The organism is Variovorax sp. FG153, assembly GCF_057809595.1.
On sequence record NZ_JBMDKG010000060.1, the window covers coordinates 1 to 18800 of the forward strand.

The following is an 18800-nucleotide window of genomic DNA, read 5'->3' on the forward strand; positions in this document are numbered from 1 at the left end:
TGTCGCCGGGCTTCCAGCTCGCGACTTCGGCCGGCGTGAGCTTGTCGAGGTCGACACGCTTGCTCTTCTTCTCGTCGGGTGCCCAGTCGATCTTCGGCCACAGGTCGAGCGAGGGCGCCTCGAGGTAGACCGGACCGCTGCCGTCCATCACGAAGTGCGCATGGCGCGTGGCGGCGCAGTTCGGGATCATCGCCACCGGCTTGCTGGCCGCGTGGGTGGCGTAGCTCCTGATCTTCACGTCCAGGACGCAGGTCAAGCCGCCCAGGCCCTGCGCGCCGATGCCCAATGCATTGACCTTGTCGTGGATCTCGATTCGCAATGCCTCCAACTCCGTCAGCGCACCCGCTCTTGCCGATCCGGCCTTGGCTTGAAGCTGGTGCATGTCCAAGGGATCCATCAGGCTTTGCTTGGCCATGAGCATTGCCTTCTCGGCGGTGCCGCCGATGCCGATGCCCAGCATGCCCGGCGGGCACCAGCCGGCGCCCATGGTCGGCACGGTCTTCAGCACCCAGTCCACCACGCTGTCCGCGGGATTGAGGATGGCGAATTTGCTCTTGTTCTCGCTGCCGCCGCCCTTGGCGGCCACGGTGACTTCGACCGTGCTTCCCGGCACGATCTCCACCGAGATCACCGCGGGCGTGTTGTCGCGGGTGTTGCGGCGATCGAACTGTGCGTCGGCGACGACCGAGGCGCGCAGCGTGTTGTCGGGGTGGCTGTAGCCGCGGCGCACGCCTTCGTTGATGGCGTCGTCGAGGCTGCCGGTGAAGCCGCCCCAGCGCACGTCCATGCCCACCTTGAGGAACACGTTGACGATGCCGGTGTCCTGGCAGATCGGGCGCTGGCCGGTCGCGCTCATCTTGCTGTTGGTGAGGATCTGCGCCATCGCGTCCTTGGCGGCGGGACTGCGCTCGCGCTCGTAGGCCTTGGCCAGGTGGGCGATGTAGTCGGCAGGGTGGTAACAGCTGATGTACTGCAGCGCGGCGCTGATCGATTCGATCAGGTCGGCCTGCTGGATCGTGGTGGTCATGGTGAGGAAGCGTTCAAAGCGGCGACGCGATCTCGCGCCGGACGTGGTCAGCCTTGGTCATCGAGGTCGAGGCCAGGACGATCGTGCACGCTCGACACCGCGACGAAGGACACGGCAGCCATCAAGGCGATGTAGACGCCGACCAGCCAGGACTGGCCCCACGTGGAGATGATCCACTGAGCGATCGTGGCCGCGAATGCACCACCCAGGATGGAGCCCAGCGCGTAGCCCACGGACACACCCGAATAGCGGACCTTGGCCGGGAACATCTCCGCGTAAAGCGCAGCCTGTGGTCCATAGGTCAGTCCGAGCGGGATGGACAGGACCAACAAGGCCACCAGGAACAGGCCAATTTGCGCCGTGTCGATCAGGAACCACATGGGGATCGCCCACACGGCGAGCATCACATAGCCGATCTGGAAGGTTCGCACGCGCCCGATCCGGTCACCGAGCACCCCGCCGATCAACGTCGAGACCAACCATCCCACAGCTGCCACCGTACAGGCGGCCAACAGTTGCTGCGACGGCAACTGAAGCACGCGCTGACCGTAGCTCAGAAAGAAGGCGACGAGCAGGTAGCCCGCGGCATTGTTGCCCACGAAGATCAACGCCGTCTGCCATACCTGCCTGCGGTGATGGCGAAAGAGCTGCCCCAGCGGCGCAGCGGATTCGCGGCGCCGCTCGTGCATGCGCAAGAAGACGGGCGACTCCTCCACCGAACGGCGGATCAGTCCGCCGACCACCACGAGCGCGATCGAGAACAGAAACGGAAGGCGCCATCCCCAGTCGAGAAACCGCTCCTTGCCAAGCACCGAGGTGACGGCCCAGAGCACACCCGTGGCGACGATCATGCCGATCGGCACCCCGATCTGGGGGAAGGCACCGAAGAACGAACGCTTGTCGGCCGGCGCGTGTTCGACCGACATCAATGCGGCACCGCCCCATTCGCCACCGGCCGAAAAGCCCTGCAGGATGCGCAGCAGGATCAGCAGCACGGGTGCCCAGACGCCGATCTGGGCGTAACCGGGGAGCACGCCGATCAGGGTGGTTGCCGCGCCCATGAGAATCAGCGTGGCGGCCAGCACGGCCTTGCGTCCGAAGCGGTCGCCCAGGTGGCCGCAGATGATGGCGCCCAGCGGCCGAAACAGGAAAGCCACACCGATGGTGGCGAACGCCAGCAACAGCGACAGACCCGGATTGTTCTGTGCGAAGGGTGCGAAGAACAACGGCCCGAGCACCAGGCCCGCCGCCTGGGCGTAGATGAAATAGTCGTACCACTCGATGGCGGTGCCGACGAGGGTGGCGGTCAGGACTTTCTTGTCCTCGCGCGTCGCGGGCGGGTCCTGTGAGATCGGGAGAGAGGCGGTAGGGGGCACGGTTGTCTCCGAGGGAATGTGAACGTCCTTCAGGGCGACGTCCGGTTGTCGTTATGAGGGTTCGAGTCAGGAAGGCGACGAGGTCGGCGCGTCGGGCTGGCGCTCGGGGCGCGCCGCATCGAAGGCCGCGAGGCTCTCGCAGGCTGCGGCGATCGCCAGGATGCGCGGGTAGGCGGCCATCGGCACCTCGTAGCGCCTCGCGTTGTAGATCTGCGGTATCAGGCAGCACTCGACGATCGAGGGTTGCGCGCCCAGCGCGAACGGTCCGGCCTCGAAAGGCGCCAGCGCGGACTCGAGGGCCTGGAAGCCTTCGTTGCACCAATGCCGGTACCAGTCGGCAACCTGGGCATCGTCCGCGCGCAGCGAACCGCGCAGGCGCTTGAGGACGCGCAGGTTGTTGAGGGGATGGATTTCGCACGCCACGAGCTGGGCCAATGCCCGTGCCCGCGCGCGTTGAGACCGCTCGCTTGGAAGAAGCGGGGGGTCAGGATTGCGCTCCTCCAGGTACTCGATGATGGCGAGCGACTGCTGTAGCCGCAGCCCATCGATCTCCAGCATGGGCACCAGGCCGAAGGACGCAAGATCGCGGTAGCGCTGCTGCAGGTGCTCGCCATTCGCCATGTGCCAGCAGACGGATTCAAAAACGATGCCTTTGAGCCCCAGCGCGATCCGCACGCGATAGGCGGCTGAGCTGCGCCAGTAGCTGTGCAGGCGCACGGTGGACGCGGAACTCACGGCGATGCCCCTTCAATACGCACGACCTGATCGATCGCGCCGAAGATGCTGGCGTCCCCGTCATCGCGCATCTCGATGCGGACACGGTCCCCGTGCTTGAGGAACGGGGTGTGCATCCGGCCTTCTCGCAGTTGTTCGCGTACGCGTGCCTCGACCAGACAGCACACACCCGCCTCGTCGCTGCGGTTGGAGACGGTGCCGCTGCCCAGGACGGTTCCGGCGATCAGTCGTCGCGTGCGCGCTGCATGGGCGATCAGTTCGCCGAAATGGAACTGCATCTCCTCGCCGGCCTGCGGACGCCCGAGCTGCCTGTCGTTGAGCCAAACTTCCATCACCCGGTGCAGCTTGCCGCCGCGCCAATGGTTGCCCAGCTCGTCTGGCGTGACAAGCACCGGAGACAGCGCGGAGGCCGGCTTGGACTGGACGAAGCCGAAGCCCTTGGCCAGTTCGGGCACCACCAGCGAGCGCAGCGTGACGTCGTTGACCAGGCCCAGCAGCCGGATATGTCCCAAGGCGTCTTGTTCGTTGACGCCCAGCGGAACGTCACCGGTCACCACGATCACCTCCGCCTCGAGGTCGACCCCCAGTTCCTCGCTGGCCGCCACGATGTCATCGCGCGGGCCGATGAAGTCGTCCGAGGCGCCCTGGTACATCACGGGATCGGTGAGGAAGGACGGCGGCATTTCGCCGCCGCGCGCGCGGCGCGTCATTTCGACATGGTTGAGGTAGGCGGAGGCGTCCAGCCACTGATAGGCGCGTGGCAGCGCGGCGGCGCAGCGGGATGCGTCGAAGGCCTCTCCCGCGTCGATGCGCGCGTTGAGCGCTTCGTAACGCGCCTGGAGGTCGGCCCGAACTTCAGGCCAGCGGTCCAGCGCTTGCTGCATGGTGTTCACCGATGCGGGCGCCGCGGTCATGCGTTGCAGATCGCGGCTCACGATGACCAACTGTCCGTCGCGTGTGCCGTTCTTGAGGGTGGCAAGTTTCATGATGGGCGTCTGCGTTCAGTCGTTGAGGGCGCTCCACATGTCCCGATCGCGTTGCGCGGTCCATACGCGCGGCACCTCGATGCCGCTCGCTTCGTCGTAGGCGCGCGACACGTCGAAAGGAATGCAATGCTCGTAGATGAAGACGTGGCCGAATTCCGGGTCCATCGCCTGGCGTGTCGCTGCATAGACCTCGCGCAGCGATTTCCCCTCGCGCACGCCCTGCTGGGCGCAGCCGTAGAGCGTTTGCACCCAGCGGCGCGTGTACGCGATGCCGGCGCGGCTGTCCTCGGGCGTCTTCAATGCGGGGCCGCGGCCCGGCACCAGCTGGCGGGGTTGCAGCGCTTCGAGCGCGTCCAGGGTGGCGGGCCATTGCGCCAGATGGGCGTCGCCCGTATAGACGCCGGCGTTGTACTCGACCAGATCGCCTGAGAAGCAGATGCCTTGCGAAGGGATCCAGGCCACCGCATCGCCCTTCGTATGCCCGGCGCCCAGGTGCATCAGCTTCACTTCGAGACTGCCCAGGTGCAGCGTCAGCTCGCGCTCGAAGACGATCGTCGGCCAGGTCAGCCCCGGAATGTCCTCGGCCGACTGGAAAAGACGGGGGAAGCGCCCGATCTCCGAATCCATGTCGGCCTGGCCACGTTCGGCGATCAGTTCGAGGGTGCCGCGGCTGGCGAAGACGTTGACCGCACCGTGCGCCGCGTAGGCCGAAGCGCCCAGCACGCGCACCGCGTGATAGTGGGTGAGCACCACATGGCGGATGGGCTTGTCGGTGACGCTGCGGATGGCCTGGATCAGGCCTTGCGCCATGGCGGGCGTGGCGGTGGCGTCGATCACCATGACGCTGTCGTCGCCAATGATCACGCCCGAGTTCGGATCTCCCTCGGCGGTGTAGGCATAGGCGTTGTCGGACAGGCGCTCGAAGGAGATCGTTTTCTTGGCGAGGTCGGCGTGCGAGGCGAAGGCTTTGTTGTTCATGGTGCTGGGGTGGAATTCGTCGTCAATGAGAAGTGGGTTTGTCGTGCCGGGCCTGGCTGCTGGTGCCGCTTTGTCCCGGGCGCAGGCCTCGGGCCTTGTCGCGGGTCCACGCGGCGAGTTCTTCGTGCGCGATGCGGCGCTTTTGCTCGACGTAATCGGCGATGGGTGCCGCATCCAGGCGCACGGTCAGCTCCAGGCGCAGACCGTTGGGGTCGAAGAAGTAGATGGAGCGGATGAAATGGTGGTCGGTGACGCCCACCACCTCCACGCCGTGCGCGAGCAGCCTCTCGCGCATCTGCGCCACCTCCGCCTCGCTGGCCAGCTCCATCGCGAAGTGATTGACCCAGCCCGGTGTGTGCGGGTCCTGCCGGGTGACGGCGTTGTCGCCCAGGTCGAAAAAGGCGATGTGGGAGTGGTCGGCGAATTCGAAGAACAAGTGCACGAAGGGGCAATGCTCTCCCGTGGACGGCACGATTTCCTCCTTGACGACATGCACCAGCGGCAGGCCGAGGATGTCTTCATAGAAATGCCGGGTTTCTTCAGCGTCTCGGCAACGCCAGGCGAAGTGATGCAGGCCGCGGGCCTGGATGGCGGGTGTCATGGCGGGTCCTCGAAATGGATCAGGGGATGGCGAGCGCGAAGCCTTGTGTGTCATGACGCAGGACTTCTTCGATGGCTGCATGCACGGCCTGCGGGTCATCGAGAGACTCCGCCAGCAGCAGCACCAGGCATGCAAGGCGATCGCGTTGCGCGGTGACGTCGGGCAGGTCGGTCAATGCGACCAGGTGTTCCAGGACATCGTCCAGTTGTTGTTGCGTTGCGGGCACGTCTCAAGCCTCCTCACAGACGATGGGGGTTGAATCCAGCGCTGCCTGCAGCACAGCGGAAAGTCGCTCCATGGCATCGGTCTCGTCGATCGCCAGCACCGACATGACGTGCTGATCGGGGCGAATGAGCCACACCGCACCGGTTGCGGCGCTCAGGCCCAACTGACGGGCCAGCGCCGCGCGGCCGGGCCCGTCGCAATACCGTCCGACGGCGACCCAGTTCAACAGCGGATGCGTTGTGCGATGCGAGGGCAGTTCGTCCGAGAGCACCAGTGCGGTGAACCAAGGGCCGAGGATCTGATGCAGCGTCGTGTGGGGGCGAGACGCGACAACGTCTTCGCTGCAGAGCACCACATTCGGAAGCGCCGCGCCGGTCTGTGCATGCATGCCGGCTGCGAGCGCCGACGGGGGGTAGATGGCGGGGGTGCAAAGGCGCCCGGTGTTGATCATGCGAGCGGCCCAATCGTGGTCCGGCGCCAGCGCGATGATGGCGTCGCGCCACAGCGCGGCCGAGCTGTGTGCCCCCGGGTAGACGAAGCGCGAAGACCGGCGTGCCTGGCGAATGTTCTCCAGCGCCGCGTGCTTGCGCTCGTGGCCGTAGCTGTCCAGCACGGCCTCGCCAGCGAGCCCTTGCAGATGCAGCGCCAGTTTCCAGCCGAGGTTGTCGGCATCCTGGATGCCGCCATTGCCGCCACGTGCGCCGAAAGGCGCCACCAGGTGGGCGGCGTCGCCCACGAAGAGGACCCGTCCCTTGCGCAGATCGTCCAGGCACTCATGGCGATAGCCCCACGCGCCTGACCAGGCGATGTCGAACGCAACGTCCGGTCCCACGAGCTTGGCGACCCGCTCGCGCATCGCTGACTCCGTTGTCGCGATCGCCGTGTCTTCATCCGGTGCCAACTGGAAGTCGAGGCGCCAGGTATCGTCCGCCATCTTGTGCCGCCAGACGGCGCGTCCATCGTTGGCGCTCGCATCCAGCCAGGTCCAGCGCTCCTCGGGCCATTCACCCGTGCGCAGGATGACATCGATGATGATCCAGCGGTCTTCGGTGCGGTCATGAAGCCGAGGCGCGATCCCCAGGGCTGTGCGCACCCGGCTGTTGGCGCCATCGCAGGCCAGAATCCATTGGGCACGGGTGGTGTAGGCCCCCTCGGGCGTCGTCACGTCGAGCTCGACGTGGTCCTCGGTCGGACGGACGGCGACGACCTCGTTCAACCAGCGCAACTCGGCCAGCGGCTCGCGTTGCAGGGCTTCGACGAGAAACTTCTCGACGTAGTACTGCTGCAGATTCGCAAATCCGTTGTGGCGCATGTCGGGTTGCGCCTGCAGGCTGAACGAGGTGACGGCGGCATCGCGGCACAGGACCCGGCCGAGGTTCCAGCGCACGCCCTTGGCGACGACTTCGTGCGCGATGCCCAGGCGCTCGAAGATGTCCAGCGTGCGCTGGGCCCAGACCATGCCGCGCGAGGCCAACCCGCGCACGCCCACGGTGTTGTCATCGTCCAGGACCACGACGCGGATGCCGCGCCGCACCAGGTCGAGCGCCGCACTGAGGCCGCTGAGTCCGCCGCCGACCACGATGACAGGGTGCGGGGTGTCTTGGGGGCGGTCGAGCTCGCCGGGGCGTTTGTAGGAATAGACGGGAAGTTCTAACATTCAAGGACTGCGGTTCGTGCCGCTCAAGGTGACCGGCACGAATTTAGGAGCCAGCCCCTTTTCGGTCTGTCCTGTCGAGTAAGGACATCGACAAGGGACGAGGCCCGTCGCCGCGGCAGGAGAATCAGAACGATGGAGACGAACGAACTGGCCACCTTGGCCCCGATGCGGGATGTCTGGGCACCCCAGGCCATCCTCGACCTGGGGCGGCCGATGTTTCACGCGACCTTGCTGCGCGGGCTCCATGAGGTGGTGGGTGTGGACCACATGTCCCACCTGCGCTACGACCGCACGGGCCGCATCGGCTATGCGCGTTGCGCGAGCCTGCTCGATCAGTCGATGATCGAATGGACCACGGACGTCTATGTGAATCGGCTCTACCAGCGCGATCCCAACTACCAGCGCGTGTGCGAGTCCATACGCGATCCCGTCTCGGACGTGCACCTGGTATCGGTCTCGCCCGAGAGCATTCGAGATCGCGAATACCGTCAGCAGTTGTTCGAGAAGCCCGGCTTCGCAAGCAAGATCTCGCTGTTCGGTACCTGGGGCGAGCGGACTTGCTACATCAACCTGTACTTCTCGCGCGCGGTGTCGAGCAGAACCACGGCGTTGCTGCGCTACTGTGGCCCTTCGTTGATCGCCCTGGCACAGCGCCATGACGAGTTCGCCACGCAACCGCCGTCGTCGATTTCCCCGGCGACCATCGACATGGCGTCACTCTCCGTGCGTGAACGGCAGGTCGCCGAACTTCTTTGGCGCGGCCACACGGCCAAGGAGGTCGCCCGCGCGCTGAACCTCTCGCCCACCACTGTGCTGACCTACAAGTCCCGTCTCTTCGAGAAGACGAACGCCGCCAACCTCAAGGAATTCCTGCTTCGCTCGCCCGGCCGAGTTCACGGCGCAGTTCACTAGTCCGGACTTCGCATCCTGCTGGTTTAGCAAGCCTCGAGAATCGCTGTCTCCCCGTGCATGGTGTTGAACCCGAAGGAGGCGTCACAGCGACGAAGTTGGGATTCATCGCGTCCGGGGTCCTTTGTCATGGGCCAGAGCCGTCGGGTCCGGGCGGCGCTCGGCCTGTGCCTTCCAACGCTCTGCGAGCCATCTGGCGTCGGTCTGCACTGCGGGCATGCTCGCGACAAAGCGATCGACCTGCACTGCCAGTTCGGCCTCTCCCTGCCGGCGCAGCTGCTGGGCCGTGGCGCGCCAATCATGGAGGACTCCTTGTCGCGTGCGCTGCATCGCCTCGAGACCGTGATCGATGACGTGCTCCTGGGTGCCGAGGAGGTGAAGCACTTTTTCGATCTTGGCTTGCATGAAGGTGGAAGTCTTTGGCGCCTGATGCTGGCTTTTCTCTGCCGGCGGCAACCGAGCGGCCGCTTGGAGCGCCTGCAGGCGGTGATGGACTGCCGTACTGTAGGGGGTGCGCATCTGTCCACGCACCTGCCTGGCGGTCGCGTTCGCCGTCACGCCTTCCTCGCGCAGGAGTGCCGCGAACTGCTCCCGCCACTGCCTGAGCGTGGCTTTGTAGATGCACAGCCGCTTCGTTGGCTCGTACTCCTGCTCGCTTTTGACGACCAGATGGACGTGCGGATGCGCCTGGTCGACATGCAAGGCCATGGCGTATCGGTGGCGCTGCCCGAAGTTCGTGCGTGCGAATGCGCGCACGGTCCTCAGCAGCTTGTCCGACGGCGTCCCTTGCGGCATCGATAGCACGATGTTGTGAGCGACCTTGGGACGGCTGTCCGTTTGACCTTTGCGCGGCTTGGACTTGTACTGACCTTTGCAGAGATCCAACTGCCAGTCGCTTGCGAGTTCGCGAGCGGCGTTTCTTCCTTGATGGGTGCGTCCTTCGTCGTCTTCGAGGGGGAGTTTCCCCTGCCGGCCGATGTAGTCCAGATGGACCTGAACGCTGGAGGCGTCACGTCCGCCGCCGGTCACTTTCACCATCACCTCTGGTGCACGATCGACCGTACGTCGGATCTGCGCGATCTCGTCGGAACTGAAGCGCAAGACGTCGCCTGGCCCCTTGCGGCCATAGCTCACGATGTCCAGCGACATGTCGGGGGTGGTCCCGAACGGTGCGGCGCCTTGCCGACTGGCTTGCGCGTTTCTCGCGGGCATTTCAGTCCTGCGCGCCGGTTTCCCAGCAAATCAGGTTTTTGCGAACAACGGCCGCCACTTCTTCGCGCGCTGTTTCCACCTGGCTTCGGACCTCCTCAAGCAACTCGCCCACTGCCGTGGGCACTCCGACCGGCGTGTTCGGCGTGCCGAACGACTCGAGTTGTCGTCTTAGCGCGGCCAGGTGCGCGCAGAGGACCTTGAGCTGTGTCAGTTCGCAAGGGGGTGGCACCGCCGAGCGGCGTACATGGTTGCGCACCAGCAGGACCAAATAGCTGCTGAGCTTCATGCTGCATGCTTCGGCACGTAGTGTTGCCAAGGCGCGGTCACCCGGCCGAAGGCGAAGTGCGACGCGAGGCAGGGTTGAATCGTCCGCCTCGAGTGCAGGCGTTGCATCGTTTTCGGAGTGGTCCTGTTCGTCTGAGTTCGAACTCTTGAGAACCTCGTTCACCATCCGTACGAGCAGGTGTGACTCGCTGAGGCCATGAAGTGCTGCCAGCGCGGAAAAGCGTGCCCGAGTTTCCGATGACACGCGGGTTCGGATCATGCTGGGGCGACAGTTGGAAGTCATTGCGCGACGACAACGTTCGATAGTTCAGTTGAACTCTATCGATTCTCTGTCGACGGACAAGGACTTTGCGGTCGAACCCTCGAAGGCGTGCGCGGAAGCGCTCGCGCCAACGACGCTGCTGGGCGAGGTACCGCGCGGTTCGAGCTAAGTGTTGATAGCGTATCGCTCTGGCACTTATCGGAAATGGTAGTGGTTCAAAATGTGCTCCCACCCCAAGCTCGCGGCCTGAACGAGCTCGCCGTGATGCCCAGAATGCCGAAAGCCACCCGAACTGCTGAGCAGCTGCAAGAGCTGCTACTGGAGAGAATCAGTCGAATCCCAGGTCTTCGAGGCGAAGACACGGACGTCTACAGAGGCGGCGTGATCTGGATGGAGGCCGGCGAGGGGTACCCGAACTGGACCGTCCGCGTCATGAGCGATCGAGGTACGCATCGCAATGACATCGCTCGTGCCATCCGCGAACTCCAGTTGAAGTTCGATCTGGAGGCATGAGAGGTGCCGGCATGAGGATCAGACTCTGTGCATGCTCACCGCCCTCTTTGCGTCAGGAGCGGCGGCCTCTGATGGTTTTCCATGTGGAATTGCCAGCATCAAGCCGCTCAGAGGCACCGTTGAATTCGCTTCAATGGTCAAGCCTACTGGTACATCACGGCGAGCCAGCTCCAGTACATAAGCGGATCAAAAATCATTGTCAACATCGAGGATGGCGAAAACTTTCCCTCCGTTGAAGCGGATGCTCTGTATGTCCCAGACGGTTAGCAACTGCAGCTCTGGATTCCACACATGTCTTGCCGAGTCCGTGTCAGCCTGAACACAGAACTGCCAGGCGTGTACGTGACTGAGAGCACGGCGGGCGTGCTTGGCAAATCAAACACTGGAGAAGTTTTTTACCCTTTGCGTGACCTGCAGACAGGACGGATGACGGTCAGTCGTCCAATTATTGCCGGTGTGGCCAGACACGTGCCCTAAAACCGCCGCGCTGCCTTGGCAGCGAGCTCATGCAGTGGGGTTGGGGTGTAATTCTTGGATCAACTCGACAAACGGCGTGCGGTTCTGGGGGCTCGGTTGAGATCCCGTCCCATGCGCTACAGCCGTTGCCATCCTGTTCAGATTGGCTCACTTATGCTCGGTGAGTGAGCGTCCAAGCGCTCAGCAATGGCCGCTTTCTGAGGCAGTCCAAACGCGGTCGCAAGCCATTGGGCAGCAGTTCTGGGTGCGAGATGCAGATCCGTAGGCCAGCGCTGCAGCGCATTCGCAGATGTCTGGGATACGATTGATGAGTTCTTGAACCTTCTGACTGGTAGGCAGGATTTGTCCGACGTTTTTGAACAGGTGCGGCATCGTCTCTATTCCATCGGGTATCGAATGTTGGCTTCCGCGCAAGAGGCAGAAGATCTGGTTCAAGACGCCTGGCTGCGATGGCATGAATTCCGCAGGGAGAGCCAAAACAAGGTGCTCAATGCCGAGGCTTGGCTCGTGACGATGACGACTCGGATGGCAATCGACCGGCTGCGCGCGGCGAAGCTAAGGCGCGAGACCTATCCAGGCTATTGGTTGCCCGAACCGCTGCTTGAGGATGACCACACCAATCCGGAGGAAATCTACTCGCTGGCCGACGACGTTTCTGTAGCATTTCTGATTCTTCTTGACCATCTCTCACCAGAGGCCCGCGCCGCATTTCTTCTGCGCGAGGTCTTCGATGTTGACTATGACCAAGTAGCTCAAATCTTAGGGAAAACAGAAGCGGCAGCGCGACAGATTGTGCACCGTGCACGGCGCGAACTGGAGAAAGCTCGCGCAAAAGATCCGCGCCCGCCGGCATTGCCCGTACGCAACGAGCACCAACACCAGGTGCTGCGGGACTTCGCTCATGCGATTTCACGTGGCGACTTCGCGGGGCTGCAAGCTCTTCTTGGCGAACACGCTAAGCTGTTCAGTGACGGCGGTGGCTTGGTCCCGAGCTTTGGTACGCCTCTTCTGGGCGCACGTCGCATCGCTTTGATGTACTTTGCATCACACCGCCGTTATGGCGGGGCGATGCAGGTCCAACTGGTGAAGCTCAATGGTCGATGGGGCCTATTGCGCTACATCGACGGGCAATTGGAATCGGCGCAGTCCTTTGAGATCGGCGACCAGCAGATCCAAAAGATCCATGTGCAGCGCAACCCAGAAAAGCTGGCGCGTCTTGCCGCCACTCTGGTTCGCTTGCCTGCAGTCGTGTGATGGCAAGGGCTGGCCGTTATTCGACTTTCGCACGGGGTTTTAGACGGAAACTGACGCCGAGGCGGTTGATGGCGTTCATGGTTGCGATCGTGAGGGTAAGGTCGACCAGTTCCTTCTCGCTGAAGACGGCCGCTGCGGCTGCATAAGCTTCATCGGACGCATGCGTTTCACTGACCAGGGTCACTTCTTCGGCCCACGCGAGGGCTGCGCGCTCTTGATCCGAAAACAGGTAGGCCGCTTCGTGCCACACCGGGACCAGCACAGCCTTGTCGACCGACATACCCGACTTGATCAAATCGCGTGTGTGGATGTCGATGCAATGGGCGCAGCCATTGATCTGGGAGACCCGGAGAAAAACCAAGTCGATGAGCTGAGCCGGAAGGTCAGTGTCCTTGGTGACGAAGTGATGAAGGCCCCCAATGGCCTTCGCACCTTCGGGCGAGACTTGAAACCAATTTGCGCGTTGCATGATCTTTCTTTCCTTTTGTGTGAAGACTGGCAACATCACCAGCCTTCGCTTGTAAGACGGCCGACATCGACTTGTTGTGACATGCCCGCCGGAGCATTCCGGCATTCCCACCTTGAAGTCGTGGCTGCGATCGTTGTCGCGTTGCCAGTCATGTGTCAGCAGGCTTTTCTTGGTCCGGCGCCTGGAAGTTGAACGAAGGCTGCGGGCGCGACATTCCGCCCCAGTTCGGCCGCCAGTCGCGCTCCCCTTGTACCTCCCACGTGCCGTCGCGTCACTCGAAGACTTGCTCCTGATGTTCGCTAGGCGTTGCGTTGTGGCAGTACGCCTCTGGGGCCTGATGCAACGCACAGAAACTCCAGGGGTGCTGCGTTCGCACCTCAAAAACCCGCCAAATTTGTAACCCTTCTTGCTAAACGGCTGGAGGCTCAAGGATACTGTATTTCCATACAGTATTGGAGTCCACATGGCCGCCTCCCTGTCGTGGGTGGGTGGCGACGAAGCGCCCCCTGCCCGTTTCGCTTCCCATGCGCCGCGCGACCCGAAAGGCCGTCCGCTGCTCCTTCCGCCCGCGGTGGAATCCGCGATCTGGCGGGGGGATGCCCTGGGTAGCCCCGTGACCCGCATCGTCAGCAGTGGCTTCGAGGCCCTGGACGCAGAACTGCCCGGTGGTGGGTGGCCTTGCGGTTCGCTGACCGAAGTTCTGCAGGTGCAGGCGACGGTTCTCGAATGGCGGCTCTTCGCGCCCGCCGTGCGTGCGCTGGTCTTGCAAGGCAAGCAGATCGTGGTGGTGGGGCCTCCCAAGGCTCCGCATATCCCAGGGCTTGTTCATCTGGGACTCGACGAGCGTCATCTGGTCTGGATTCACGCGGACAAGCCCGTGGAGCGGCTGTGGGCGATCGAACAGCTGCTCAGGGCCAACGCAGCGGGCATGGTGCTGGGATGGGTGCCGCAGGCTCGTCAGGAGCAGATTCGTCGCCTGCAGGTTGGCGCGCAGAGCTGCGATGCGCCGATCATCCTCTTTCGACCGGCTGCGGCCGCGCACGAGGCGTCGGCCGCGCCGCTGCGCCTGCAAGCGCGATTCGGCATCGATTGGGAACTGCGAGTGCAACTGCTCAAGCGCAAGGGGCCCGCGCACGATACGGAGCTGCGTCTGCCATCGATCCCCGGTGGTCTGGCGGACATCCTCACGCCGCGCCTGCAACACCCGAGCCGTCTGATCGCGGCGCGTCATTCCAGAGAGTTCCCTCATGCTGTGGGCAGCATTGCTCCCGGGCAACCTGCCGGACGATCCGAAGCCGCGCACTGAAGCGCTCGACGGTCTGGCGACCTGGTGCCTGCAGTTCACCCCGCGCGTTGCCGTCCTCGAAGCGCTTTTGTCGTGTCCCGGCGTCGTGATGGAACTCGAGCAAAGTTTGCGACTGTTTGGCGGCAAGCGCCGGTTGGTGGAGCGGGTGCGCGAAGAGTGCGTCGATCTTGGCGTGCGACACCTCGCATGGGCGCCCACAAGCTTGGCCGCGCTCGCACTCGCGCGTGCGGGCCTGTCCAATGGCTTTGCGAAGCCCTTGGCGCAACTGTTGGATGCATTGCCGCTGGAGACACTCACGCAGGTCGCCGTGCACCAAGCCACACTGGCACGCCTGGGTTGCCAGACCTTGGGACAGGTTCGAGCCCTACCGCGCGGTGGCCTGAGCCGGCGCTTTGACGCGCAGTTGCTTGGAGCCCTGGATCAGGCGTATGGCTTGCGCCCTGACGGTCATGCGTGGACCCAGCTGTCGGAAACTTTCCATGCGAAGCTCGAGTTGATGGCGCGTGTGGAGCATGCGCCGGCGATGATTTTCGGTGCTCGTCGACTGATGCTGCAGATGGCGGGATGGCTTCTGGCACGGCGCTCAGGCGTGACTGCCTTCACCTTGCGCTGGTGCCATGACGCCATGCGCTCGAAGGCGGCAGGTGATGGCGGCGAAATGACCGTGCGAACAGCCCATGCCACGCGCGACACCGAACACCTGATGCGGCTTCTGGCTGAGCACTTGGTCAAGGTCGAACTGCTGGCGCCAGTGGGCGATCTGGAGCTGGTGACCAACGAGGTGCAGCCGTTGGAAGAAAAAAGCTTCTCCATGCTGCCCGAGACGAAGCAGTCGGGTGAGAGCCTGGCGCTCGTCCTCGAGCGCATCGCCGCACGCCTGGGGCCGGACCGCGTGTTGCGCCCGGTCCTCGTCGAGGACCACCGGATGGAATGGATGTGTCGTTGGCGACCGGCGCCCGAACGCGCGCCTCGCATCGGGTGCAGGCCGCTCGACGTGCCGCAGCCGACCTTCATGCTCGCCAAGCCGCTGCGTCTGGCCGTTCAGGACAACCGGCCGATCTACCAGGGTGTGCTTCAACTGCTGGCGGGCCCCCATCGCGTGGAGGGCGGCTGGTGGGATCGCACAACAGGTGTCGAGGCCGGCAACAACGAGGGAGCGTTTTCCGCCGTTCCGCCGCCGGAGACCACTCGCCATGTCGCACGCGACTACTGGGTGGCCGTGAGCGAGCATGCCGGTGTGCTATGGATTTTTCAGATGCGCCTGGCCCGGGAAGAGACCGCCTGGTTTCTCCATGGCACCTTCGCTTGAGGGCTCGAAATGCAACTGCCCCTCTATGCCGAGCTGAAGTGCTTGAGCAACTTCAGCTTTCTTCGTGGGGCAAGCCGCCCAGAGGAACTGGTCGAGCGCGCGAAGAAGCTTGGCTACTCGGCCTTGGCGATCACGGACGAGTGCAGCCTGGCGGGCGTGGTTCGCGCCCATGTTGCCGCCAAGGAGCACGATATGAAGCTGCTGATCGGCAGCCAGTTCCGAGTGGACACGGAGGGGGCGCATCCCGACGCGGTTTCCTTCACGCTCACCGTGCTTGCGTGCCATCTGGACGGTTATGGCAACCTGTCGCAGTTCATCACCAAACTGCGCCGTGCTTGCGCGAAGGGAAGCTATCGCCTTGATCTGCAGGACATCAGGGGGGCCGAGCTGGACGGCTGTGTCGTCTTGGCTTCGCCACAGCGCATGGCCACTGCCGTCCAGCTCGAATGGATCGGGCGCTGGCTGCTGGCCGAGTTCACAGGACGTTGCTGGTTCGCGGTGGAGAAGCTGCGATTGCTGGACGACGAGATGTGGCTGCACCGATTGGAGCGCGTCGGCCAGGACACGGCGATTCCGCTGGTGGCTGCCGGCGATGTGCATTTTCATGTTCGCTCTCGCAAACCGCTTCAGGACGTGATGACCGCCACGCGGCTGGGCAAGCCATTGACCGAATGCGGGCTCGACCTGCAGCCCAATGCCGAGCGGCACTTGCGAACCCGTTTGCGCCTCGCCCAGACCTACAGCGTAGAGCTGCTCGCGCGCACGCTCGAGGTCGCCCAGCGATGCAGCTTCAGCCTGGACGAGTTGCGTTACCAGTACCCTGACGAGGTGGTGCCCGCAGGGGAAACACCCGCCAGCTACCTGCGCCTAATTACCTATGAAGGGGCGGGCCGCCGCTGGCCGGACGGCATTCCGGCCGCGATGCACACGCAGATCGAGCACGAGCTTGCGCTGATTGCAGACCTGGGCTACGAACACTATTTCCTCACGGTGGCCGACATCGTGGCCTTCGCACGGTCGCGGCACATCTTGTGCCAGGGCCGCGGCAGCGCCGCCAACAGCGTGGTCTGCTACTGCACGGGTGTCACGGAAGTCGATCCGGGCCGCATGAGCGTGCTGTTCGAGCGATTCATCTCCAAAGAGCGCAATGAGCCGCCCGACATCGATGTCGATTTCGAGCACGAGCGCAGGGAGGAGGTGCTGCAGTACCTGTATCGGAAATATGGACGTGATCGCGCAGCGCTCACGGGGGTGGTGATCAGCTACCGTCCCAAGAGCGCCATTCGCGATGTCGGCAAGGCGCTGGGGATGTCACTGGAGACAGTGGACGCGCTGGCCAAGGGGCATCAATGGTGGGATGGCGCCCAGGTTCACCCCGAGCGGTTGCGGGAAAGCGGCCTCGCGCTGGATTCGTTGCAGGTTCAGCAACTGATGCATCTGACGGGCGAGCTCATTGGTTTTCCTCGGCACCTGAGCCAGCACACCGGCGGCTTCGTGCTCACCAAGGGACCGCTGTGCCGCATGGTGCCAATCGAGAACGCCGCGATGCCAGATCGCACCGTGATCGAATGGGACAAGGATGACCTGGATGCACTCGGCCTGCTCAAGGTCGACTGTCTGGCGCTGGGCATGCTGACTGCGATACGCAAGGCGCTGGACTTCATCGGGCAGCGCAAGGGCTGCGTGTTCAGCGTGCAGGACGTCCCCGCCGAAGACCCTGCCACGTACGACATGATCTGCAAGGCAGACACGGTGGGCGTTTTCCAGATTGAGAGTCGCGCACAGATGAGCATGCTGCCCAGACTCAGACCTCGATGCTTCTACGATCTGGTGATCGAGGTGGCCATCGTTCGGCCGGGGCCGATTCAAGGAGGCATGGTGCATCCGTACCTCAACCGGCGCCAGGGCAAAGAGCCCGTGGTCTACCCGAGCGAGGCGCTGCGCGAAGCACTGGGTCGCACGCTGGGCGTTCCTGTGTTCCAGGAGCAGGTGATGCAGATCTCGATCCTGGCAGCAGGCTTCACCCCTGGGGAAGCCGACGGTTTGCGTCGCGCGATGGCAGCGTGGCGCCGCAAGGGTGGCCTGGAGCACTATCACACGAGAATCGTCGAAGGCATGAAGGCGCGTGGCTACGACGAGGGCTTCGCGCGCGCCATCTTCGAGCAGATCAAGGGTTTCAGCGAATACGGCTTTCCCGAGAGCCATGCCGCTTCGTTCGCCCTCTTGGTCTACACGAGTTGCTGGATCAAGTGCCACCACCCGGCTGAGTTCCTGGCGGCGATGCTCAACTCGCAGCCACTGGGCTTCTACTCCCCTTCGCAACTCGTGCAGGATGCGCGCCGCCATGGCGTGGAAGTACGAGCGGTCGATGTCATGCACAGCGATATCGACTGCACGCTCGAGGACCTGGTGCATGAACCGGCGGTGCGCCTGGGACTGCGGATGATTACCGGCTTTCAGACTGCTTCGGCGCAGCGTGTTGTCGATGCTCGCGCGCAATGTCCTTTCGACAGCGCCGAGGACCTCGCGCTGCGCGCAGGGCTGGAGCGTCATGAAATGAAGCGGTTGGCTGCCGCGGATGCGTTGATGAGTCTTTCGGGACATCGGCGGCAGCAGGTGTGGGACGCGGCCGGGCTGCTAGCGGGGCCCGGAATTCTGCGCGAGGCGCCTATCGACGAGGACTTGCTCGAGCTCGCTCCTGCGCCAGAAGGCGAGGAAATCATGTTTGACTATGCGTCGATAGGCTTGACGCTGCGCAGGCATCCTTTGTCCTTGCTACGGGAGCGCTTGGCGCATCGAGGAATGATGACCGCGGAAGAACTGGATACCGTGGGCAACGGAGCGCAGGTCAGCCATTGCGGCATCGTGACGTTGCGGCAGCAGCCCGACACAGCCAAGGGAACAATCTTTGTTTCCTTGGAGGATGAAACGGGCGTCGTGCAGGTGATCGTGTGGAAAGGCTTGAGGGAGTTGCAGCGAAGCGAACTCCTGGCCTCCAAACTGATGGCGGTGCACGGAATCTGGCAGCGCGAAGGAGAGGTCAAGAATCTCATCGCCTCTCGGCTGGAGGACCTGACGCCTTTGTTGGGAAGGCTAGCGAAGGCAACCGAAAGCCGGGATTTTCGGTAGGCGGACTGCAGCCAGAACCCCCTGCGCACGTGTGCCGAGGCCGTCTCGATCAGAAAAATGCCATCGAGTTGGAGGAACAGTCCGATGGAA

At 63.7% G+C, this 18800-nt stretch carries 17 protein-coding genes; 6 read left to right on the top strand and 11 right to left on the bottom strand.

The window, feature by feature from the left end:
• From ACODT0_RS37460 to ACODT0_RS37495, 8 genes are all read right to left on the bottom strand, one after another.
• Positions 1-1027: fumarate hydratase (locus ACODT0_RS37460; protein WP_489043633.1), on the bottom strand; the 1027-nt coding region annotated here is incomplete at its 3' end.
• A gap of 47 nt (positions 1028-1074) precedes the next feature.
• The gene (locus tag ACODT0_RS37465; RefSeq protein ID WP_479668695.1) at positions 1075-2403 is read right to left on the bottom strand and encodes an MFS transporter; all 1329 of its coding nucleotides are present in this window, start codon (positions 2401-2403) and stop codon (positions 1075-1077) included.
• 66 nt (positions 2404-2469) lie between these two features.
• Complete coding sequence (gene maiA / locus ACODT0_RS37470; protein WP_489043634.1) at positions 2470-3138, bottom strand: maleylacetoacetate isomerase; 669 nt, start codon at positions 3136-3138, stop codon at positions 2470-2472.
• Positions 3135-4124 carry a fumarylacetoacetate hydrolase family protein gene (locus ACODT0_RS37475; RefSeq protein WP_489043635.1) on the bottom strand — a complete coding sequence of 330 codons (990 nt, stop codon included), beginning with the start codon at positions 4122-4124 and terminating at the stop codon, positions 3135-3137. The genes maiA and ACODT0_RS37475 overlap by 4 nt, the downstream gene beginning before the upstream one ends.
• 15 nt (positions 4125-4139) lie before the next feature.
• A complete protein-coding gene (locus ACODT0_RS37480; protein WP_057591474.1) occupies positions 4140-5102 on the bottom strand; it encodes an MBL fold metallo-hydrolase in 963 nt (320 codons plus the stop codon).
• Between the two features lie 22 nt (positions 5103-5124).
• Positions 5125-5703 (bottom strand): VOC family protein, encoded by a 579-nt coding sequence (locus ACODT0_RS37485; RefSeq protein ID WP_261212697.1) that lies wholly within the window; start codon positions 5701-5703, stop codon positions 5125-5127.
• A 19-nt stretch (positions 5704-5722) separates the two neighbouring features.
• Positions 5723-5929, bottom strand: coding sequence for a DUF2783 domain-containing protein (locus ACODT0_RS37490; RefSeq protein ID WP_082322100.1), 207 nt, complete (start codon positions 5927-5929; stop codon positions 5723-5725).
• A 3-nt stretch (positions 5930-5932) separates the two neighbouring features.
• The gene (locus tag ACODT0_RS37495; RefSeq protein ID WP_082322099.1) at positions 5933-7585 is read right to left on the bottom strand and encodes an FAD-dependent oxidoreductase; all 1653 of its coding nucleotides are present in this window, start codon (positions 7583-7585) and stop codon (positions 5933-5935) included.
• A gap of 132 nt (positions 7586-7717) precedes the next feature.
• On the opposite strand from ACODT0_RS37495, the gene ACODT0_RS37500 reads away from it, so the two are divergent.
• Positions 7718-8497: a LuxR C-terminal-related transcriptional regulator gene (locus ACODT0_RS37500; protein WP_489043636.1), complete on the top strand. Its 780-nt coding sequence runs from the start codon at positions 7718-7720 to the stop codon at positions 8495-8497.
• A gap of 102 nt (positions 8498-8599) precedes the next feature.
• Here the strand turns inward: ACODT0_RS37500 and ACODT0_RS37505 are convergent, their stop codons facing one another.
• Complete coding sequence (locus ACODT0_RS37505) at positions 8600-9643, bottom strand: relaxase/mobilization nuclease domain-containing protein (RefSeq protein ID WP_489043637.1); 1044 nt, start codon at positions 9641-9643, stop codon at positions 8600-8602.
• Between the two features lie 64 nt (positions 9644-9707).
• The gene (locus ACODT0_RS37510) at positions 9708-9992 is read right to left on the bottom strand and encodes a hypothetical protein (RefSeq protein ID WP_057598603.1); all 285 of its coding nucleotides are present in this window, start codon (positions 9990-9992) and stop codon (positions 9708-9710) included.
• 534 nt (positions 9993-10526) lie between these two features.
• Here ACODT0_RS37510 and ACODT0_RS37515 point away from each other — a divergent pair.
• On the top strand, positions 10527-10766 hold the full coding sequence (locus ACODT0_RS37515; protein WP_057591516.1) for a hypothetical protein: 240 nt from the start codon (positions 10527-10529) through the stop codon (positions 10764-10766).
• A gap of 792 nt (positions 10767-11558) precedes the next feature.
• Positions 11559-12497 carry an RNA polymerase sigma factor SigJ gene (sigJ, locus tag ACODT0_RS37520; protein WP_489043638.1) on the top strand — a complete coding sequence of 313 codons (939 nt, stop codon included), beginning with the start codon at positions 11559-11561 and terminating at the stop codon, positions 12495-12497.
• 16 nt (positions 12498-12513) lie between these two features.
• Here the strand turns inward: sigJ and ACODT0_RS37525 are convergent, their stop codons facing one another.
• Complete coding sequence (locus ACODT0_RS37525) at positions 12514-12966, bottom strand: carboxymuconolactone decarboxylase family protein (protein ID WP_057591514.1); 453 nt, start codon at positions 12964-12966, stop codon at positions 12514-12516.
• A 463-nt stretch (positions 12967-13429) separates the two neighbouring features.
• Here ACODT0_RS37525 and imuA point away from each other — a divergent pair, with 463 nt between their 5' ends.
• The 3 genes from imuA to ACODT0_RS37540 are packed head-to-tail and all read left to right on the top strand — an operon-like array spanning position 13430 to position 18710.
• Positions 13430-14272 (top strand): translesion DNA synthesis-associated protein ImuA, encoded by an 843-nt coding sequence (imuA, locus tag ACODT0_RS37530; RefSeq protein WP_479668691.1) that lies wholly within the window; start codon positions 13430-13432, stop codon positions 14270-14272.
• Positions 14214-15581 carry a Y-family DNA polymerase gene (locus tag ACODT0_RS37535; RefSeq protein WP_479668690.1) on the top strand — a complete coding sequence of 456 codons (1368 nt, stop codon included), beginning with the start codon at positions 14214-14216 and terminating at the stop codon, positions 15579-15581. The genes imuA and ACODT0_RS37535 overlap by 59 nt, the downstream gene beginning before the upstream one ends.
• Before the next feature lie 9 nt (positions 15582-15590).
• The gene (locus ACODT0_RS37540) at positions 15591-18710 is read left to right on the top strand and encodes an error-prone DNA polymerase (RefSeq protein ID WP_489043639.1); all 3120 of its coding nucleotides are present in this window, start codon (positions 15591-15593) and stop codon (positions 18708-18710) included.
• Positions 18711-18800 lie beyond the last annotated feature (90 nt).

Excerpts from the sequence above, each read along its gene's own strand:
- ACODT0_RS37475 (WP_489043635.1), bottom strand. The coding sequence starts at position 4,124 with ATGAAACTTGCCACCCTCAAGAACGGCACACGCGACGGACAGTTGGTC.
- ACODT0_RS37480 (WP_057591474.1), bottom strand. The coding sequence starts at position 5,102 with ATGAACAACAAAGCCTTCGCCTCGCACGCCGACCTCGCCAAGAAAACG.
- ACODT0_RS37485 (WP_261212697.1), bottom strand. The coding sequence starts at position 5,703 with ATGACACCCGCCATCCAGGCCCGCGGCCTGCATCACTTCGCCTGGCGT.
- ACODT0_RS37495 (WP_082322099.1), bottom strand. The coding sequence starts at position 7,585 with ATGTTAGAACTTCCCGTCTATTCCTACAAACGCCCCGGCGAGCTCGAC.
- ACODT0_RS37500 (WP_489043636.1), top strand. The coding sequence starts at position 7,718 with ATGGAGACGAACGAACTGGCCACCTTGGCCCCGATGCGGGATGTCTGG.
- ACODT0_RS37505 (WP_489043637.1), bottom strand. The coding sequence starts at position 9,643 with ATGTCGCTGGACATCGTGAGCTATGGCCGCAAGGGGCCAGGCGACGTC.
- ACODT0_RS37510 (WP_057598603.1), bottom strand. The coding sequence starts at position 9,992 with ATGAAGCTCAGCAGCTATTTGGTCCTGCTGGTGCGCAACCATGTACGC.
- ACODT0_RS37515 (WP_057591516.1), top strand. The coding sequence starts at position 10,527 with ATGCCGAAAGCCACCCGAACTGCTGAGCAGCTGCAAGAGCTGCTACTG.
- ACODT0_RS37525 (WP_057591514.1), bottom strand. The coding sequence starts at position 12,966 with ATGCAACGCGCAAATTGGTTTCAAGTCTCGCCCGAAGGTGCGAAGGCC.
- imuA (WP_479668691.1), top strand. The coding sequence starts at position 13,430 with ATGGCCGCCTCCCTGTCGTGGGTGGGTGGCGACGAAGCGCCCCCTGCC.
- ACODT0_RS37535 (WP_479668690.1), top strand. The coding sequence starts at position 14,214 with ATGCTGTGGGCAGCATTGCTCCCGGGCAACCTGCCGGACGATCCGAAG.
- ACODT0_RS37540 (WP_489043639.1), top strand. The coding sequence starts at position 15,591 with ATGCAACTGCCCCTCTATGCCGAGCTGAAGTGCTTGAGCAACTTCAGC.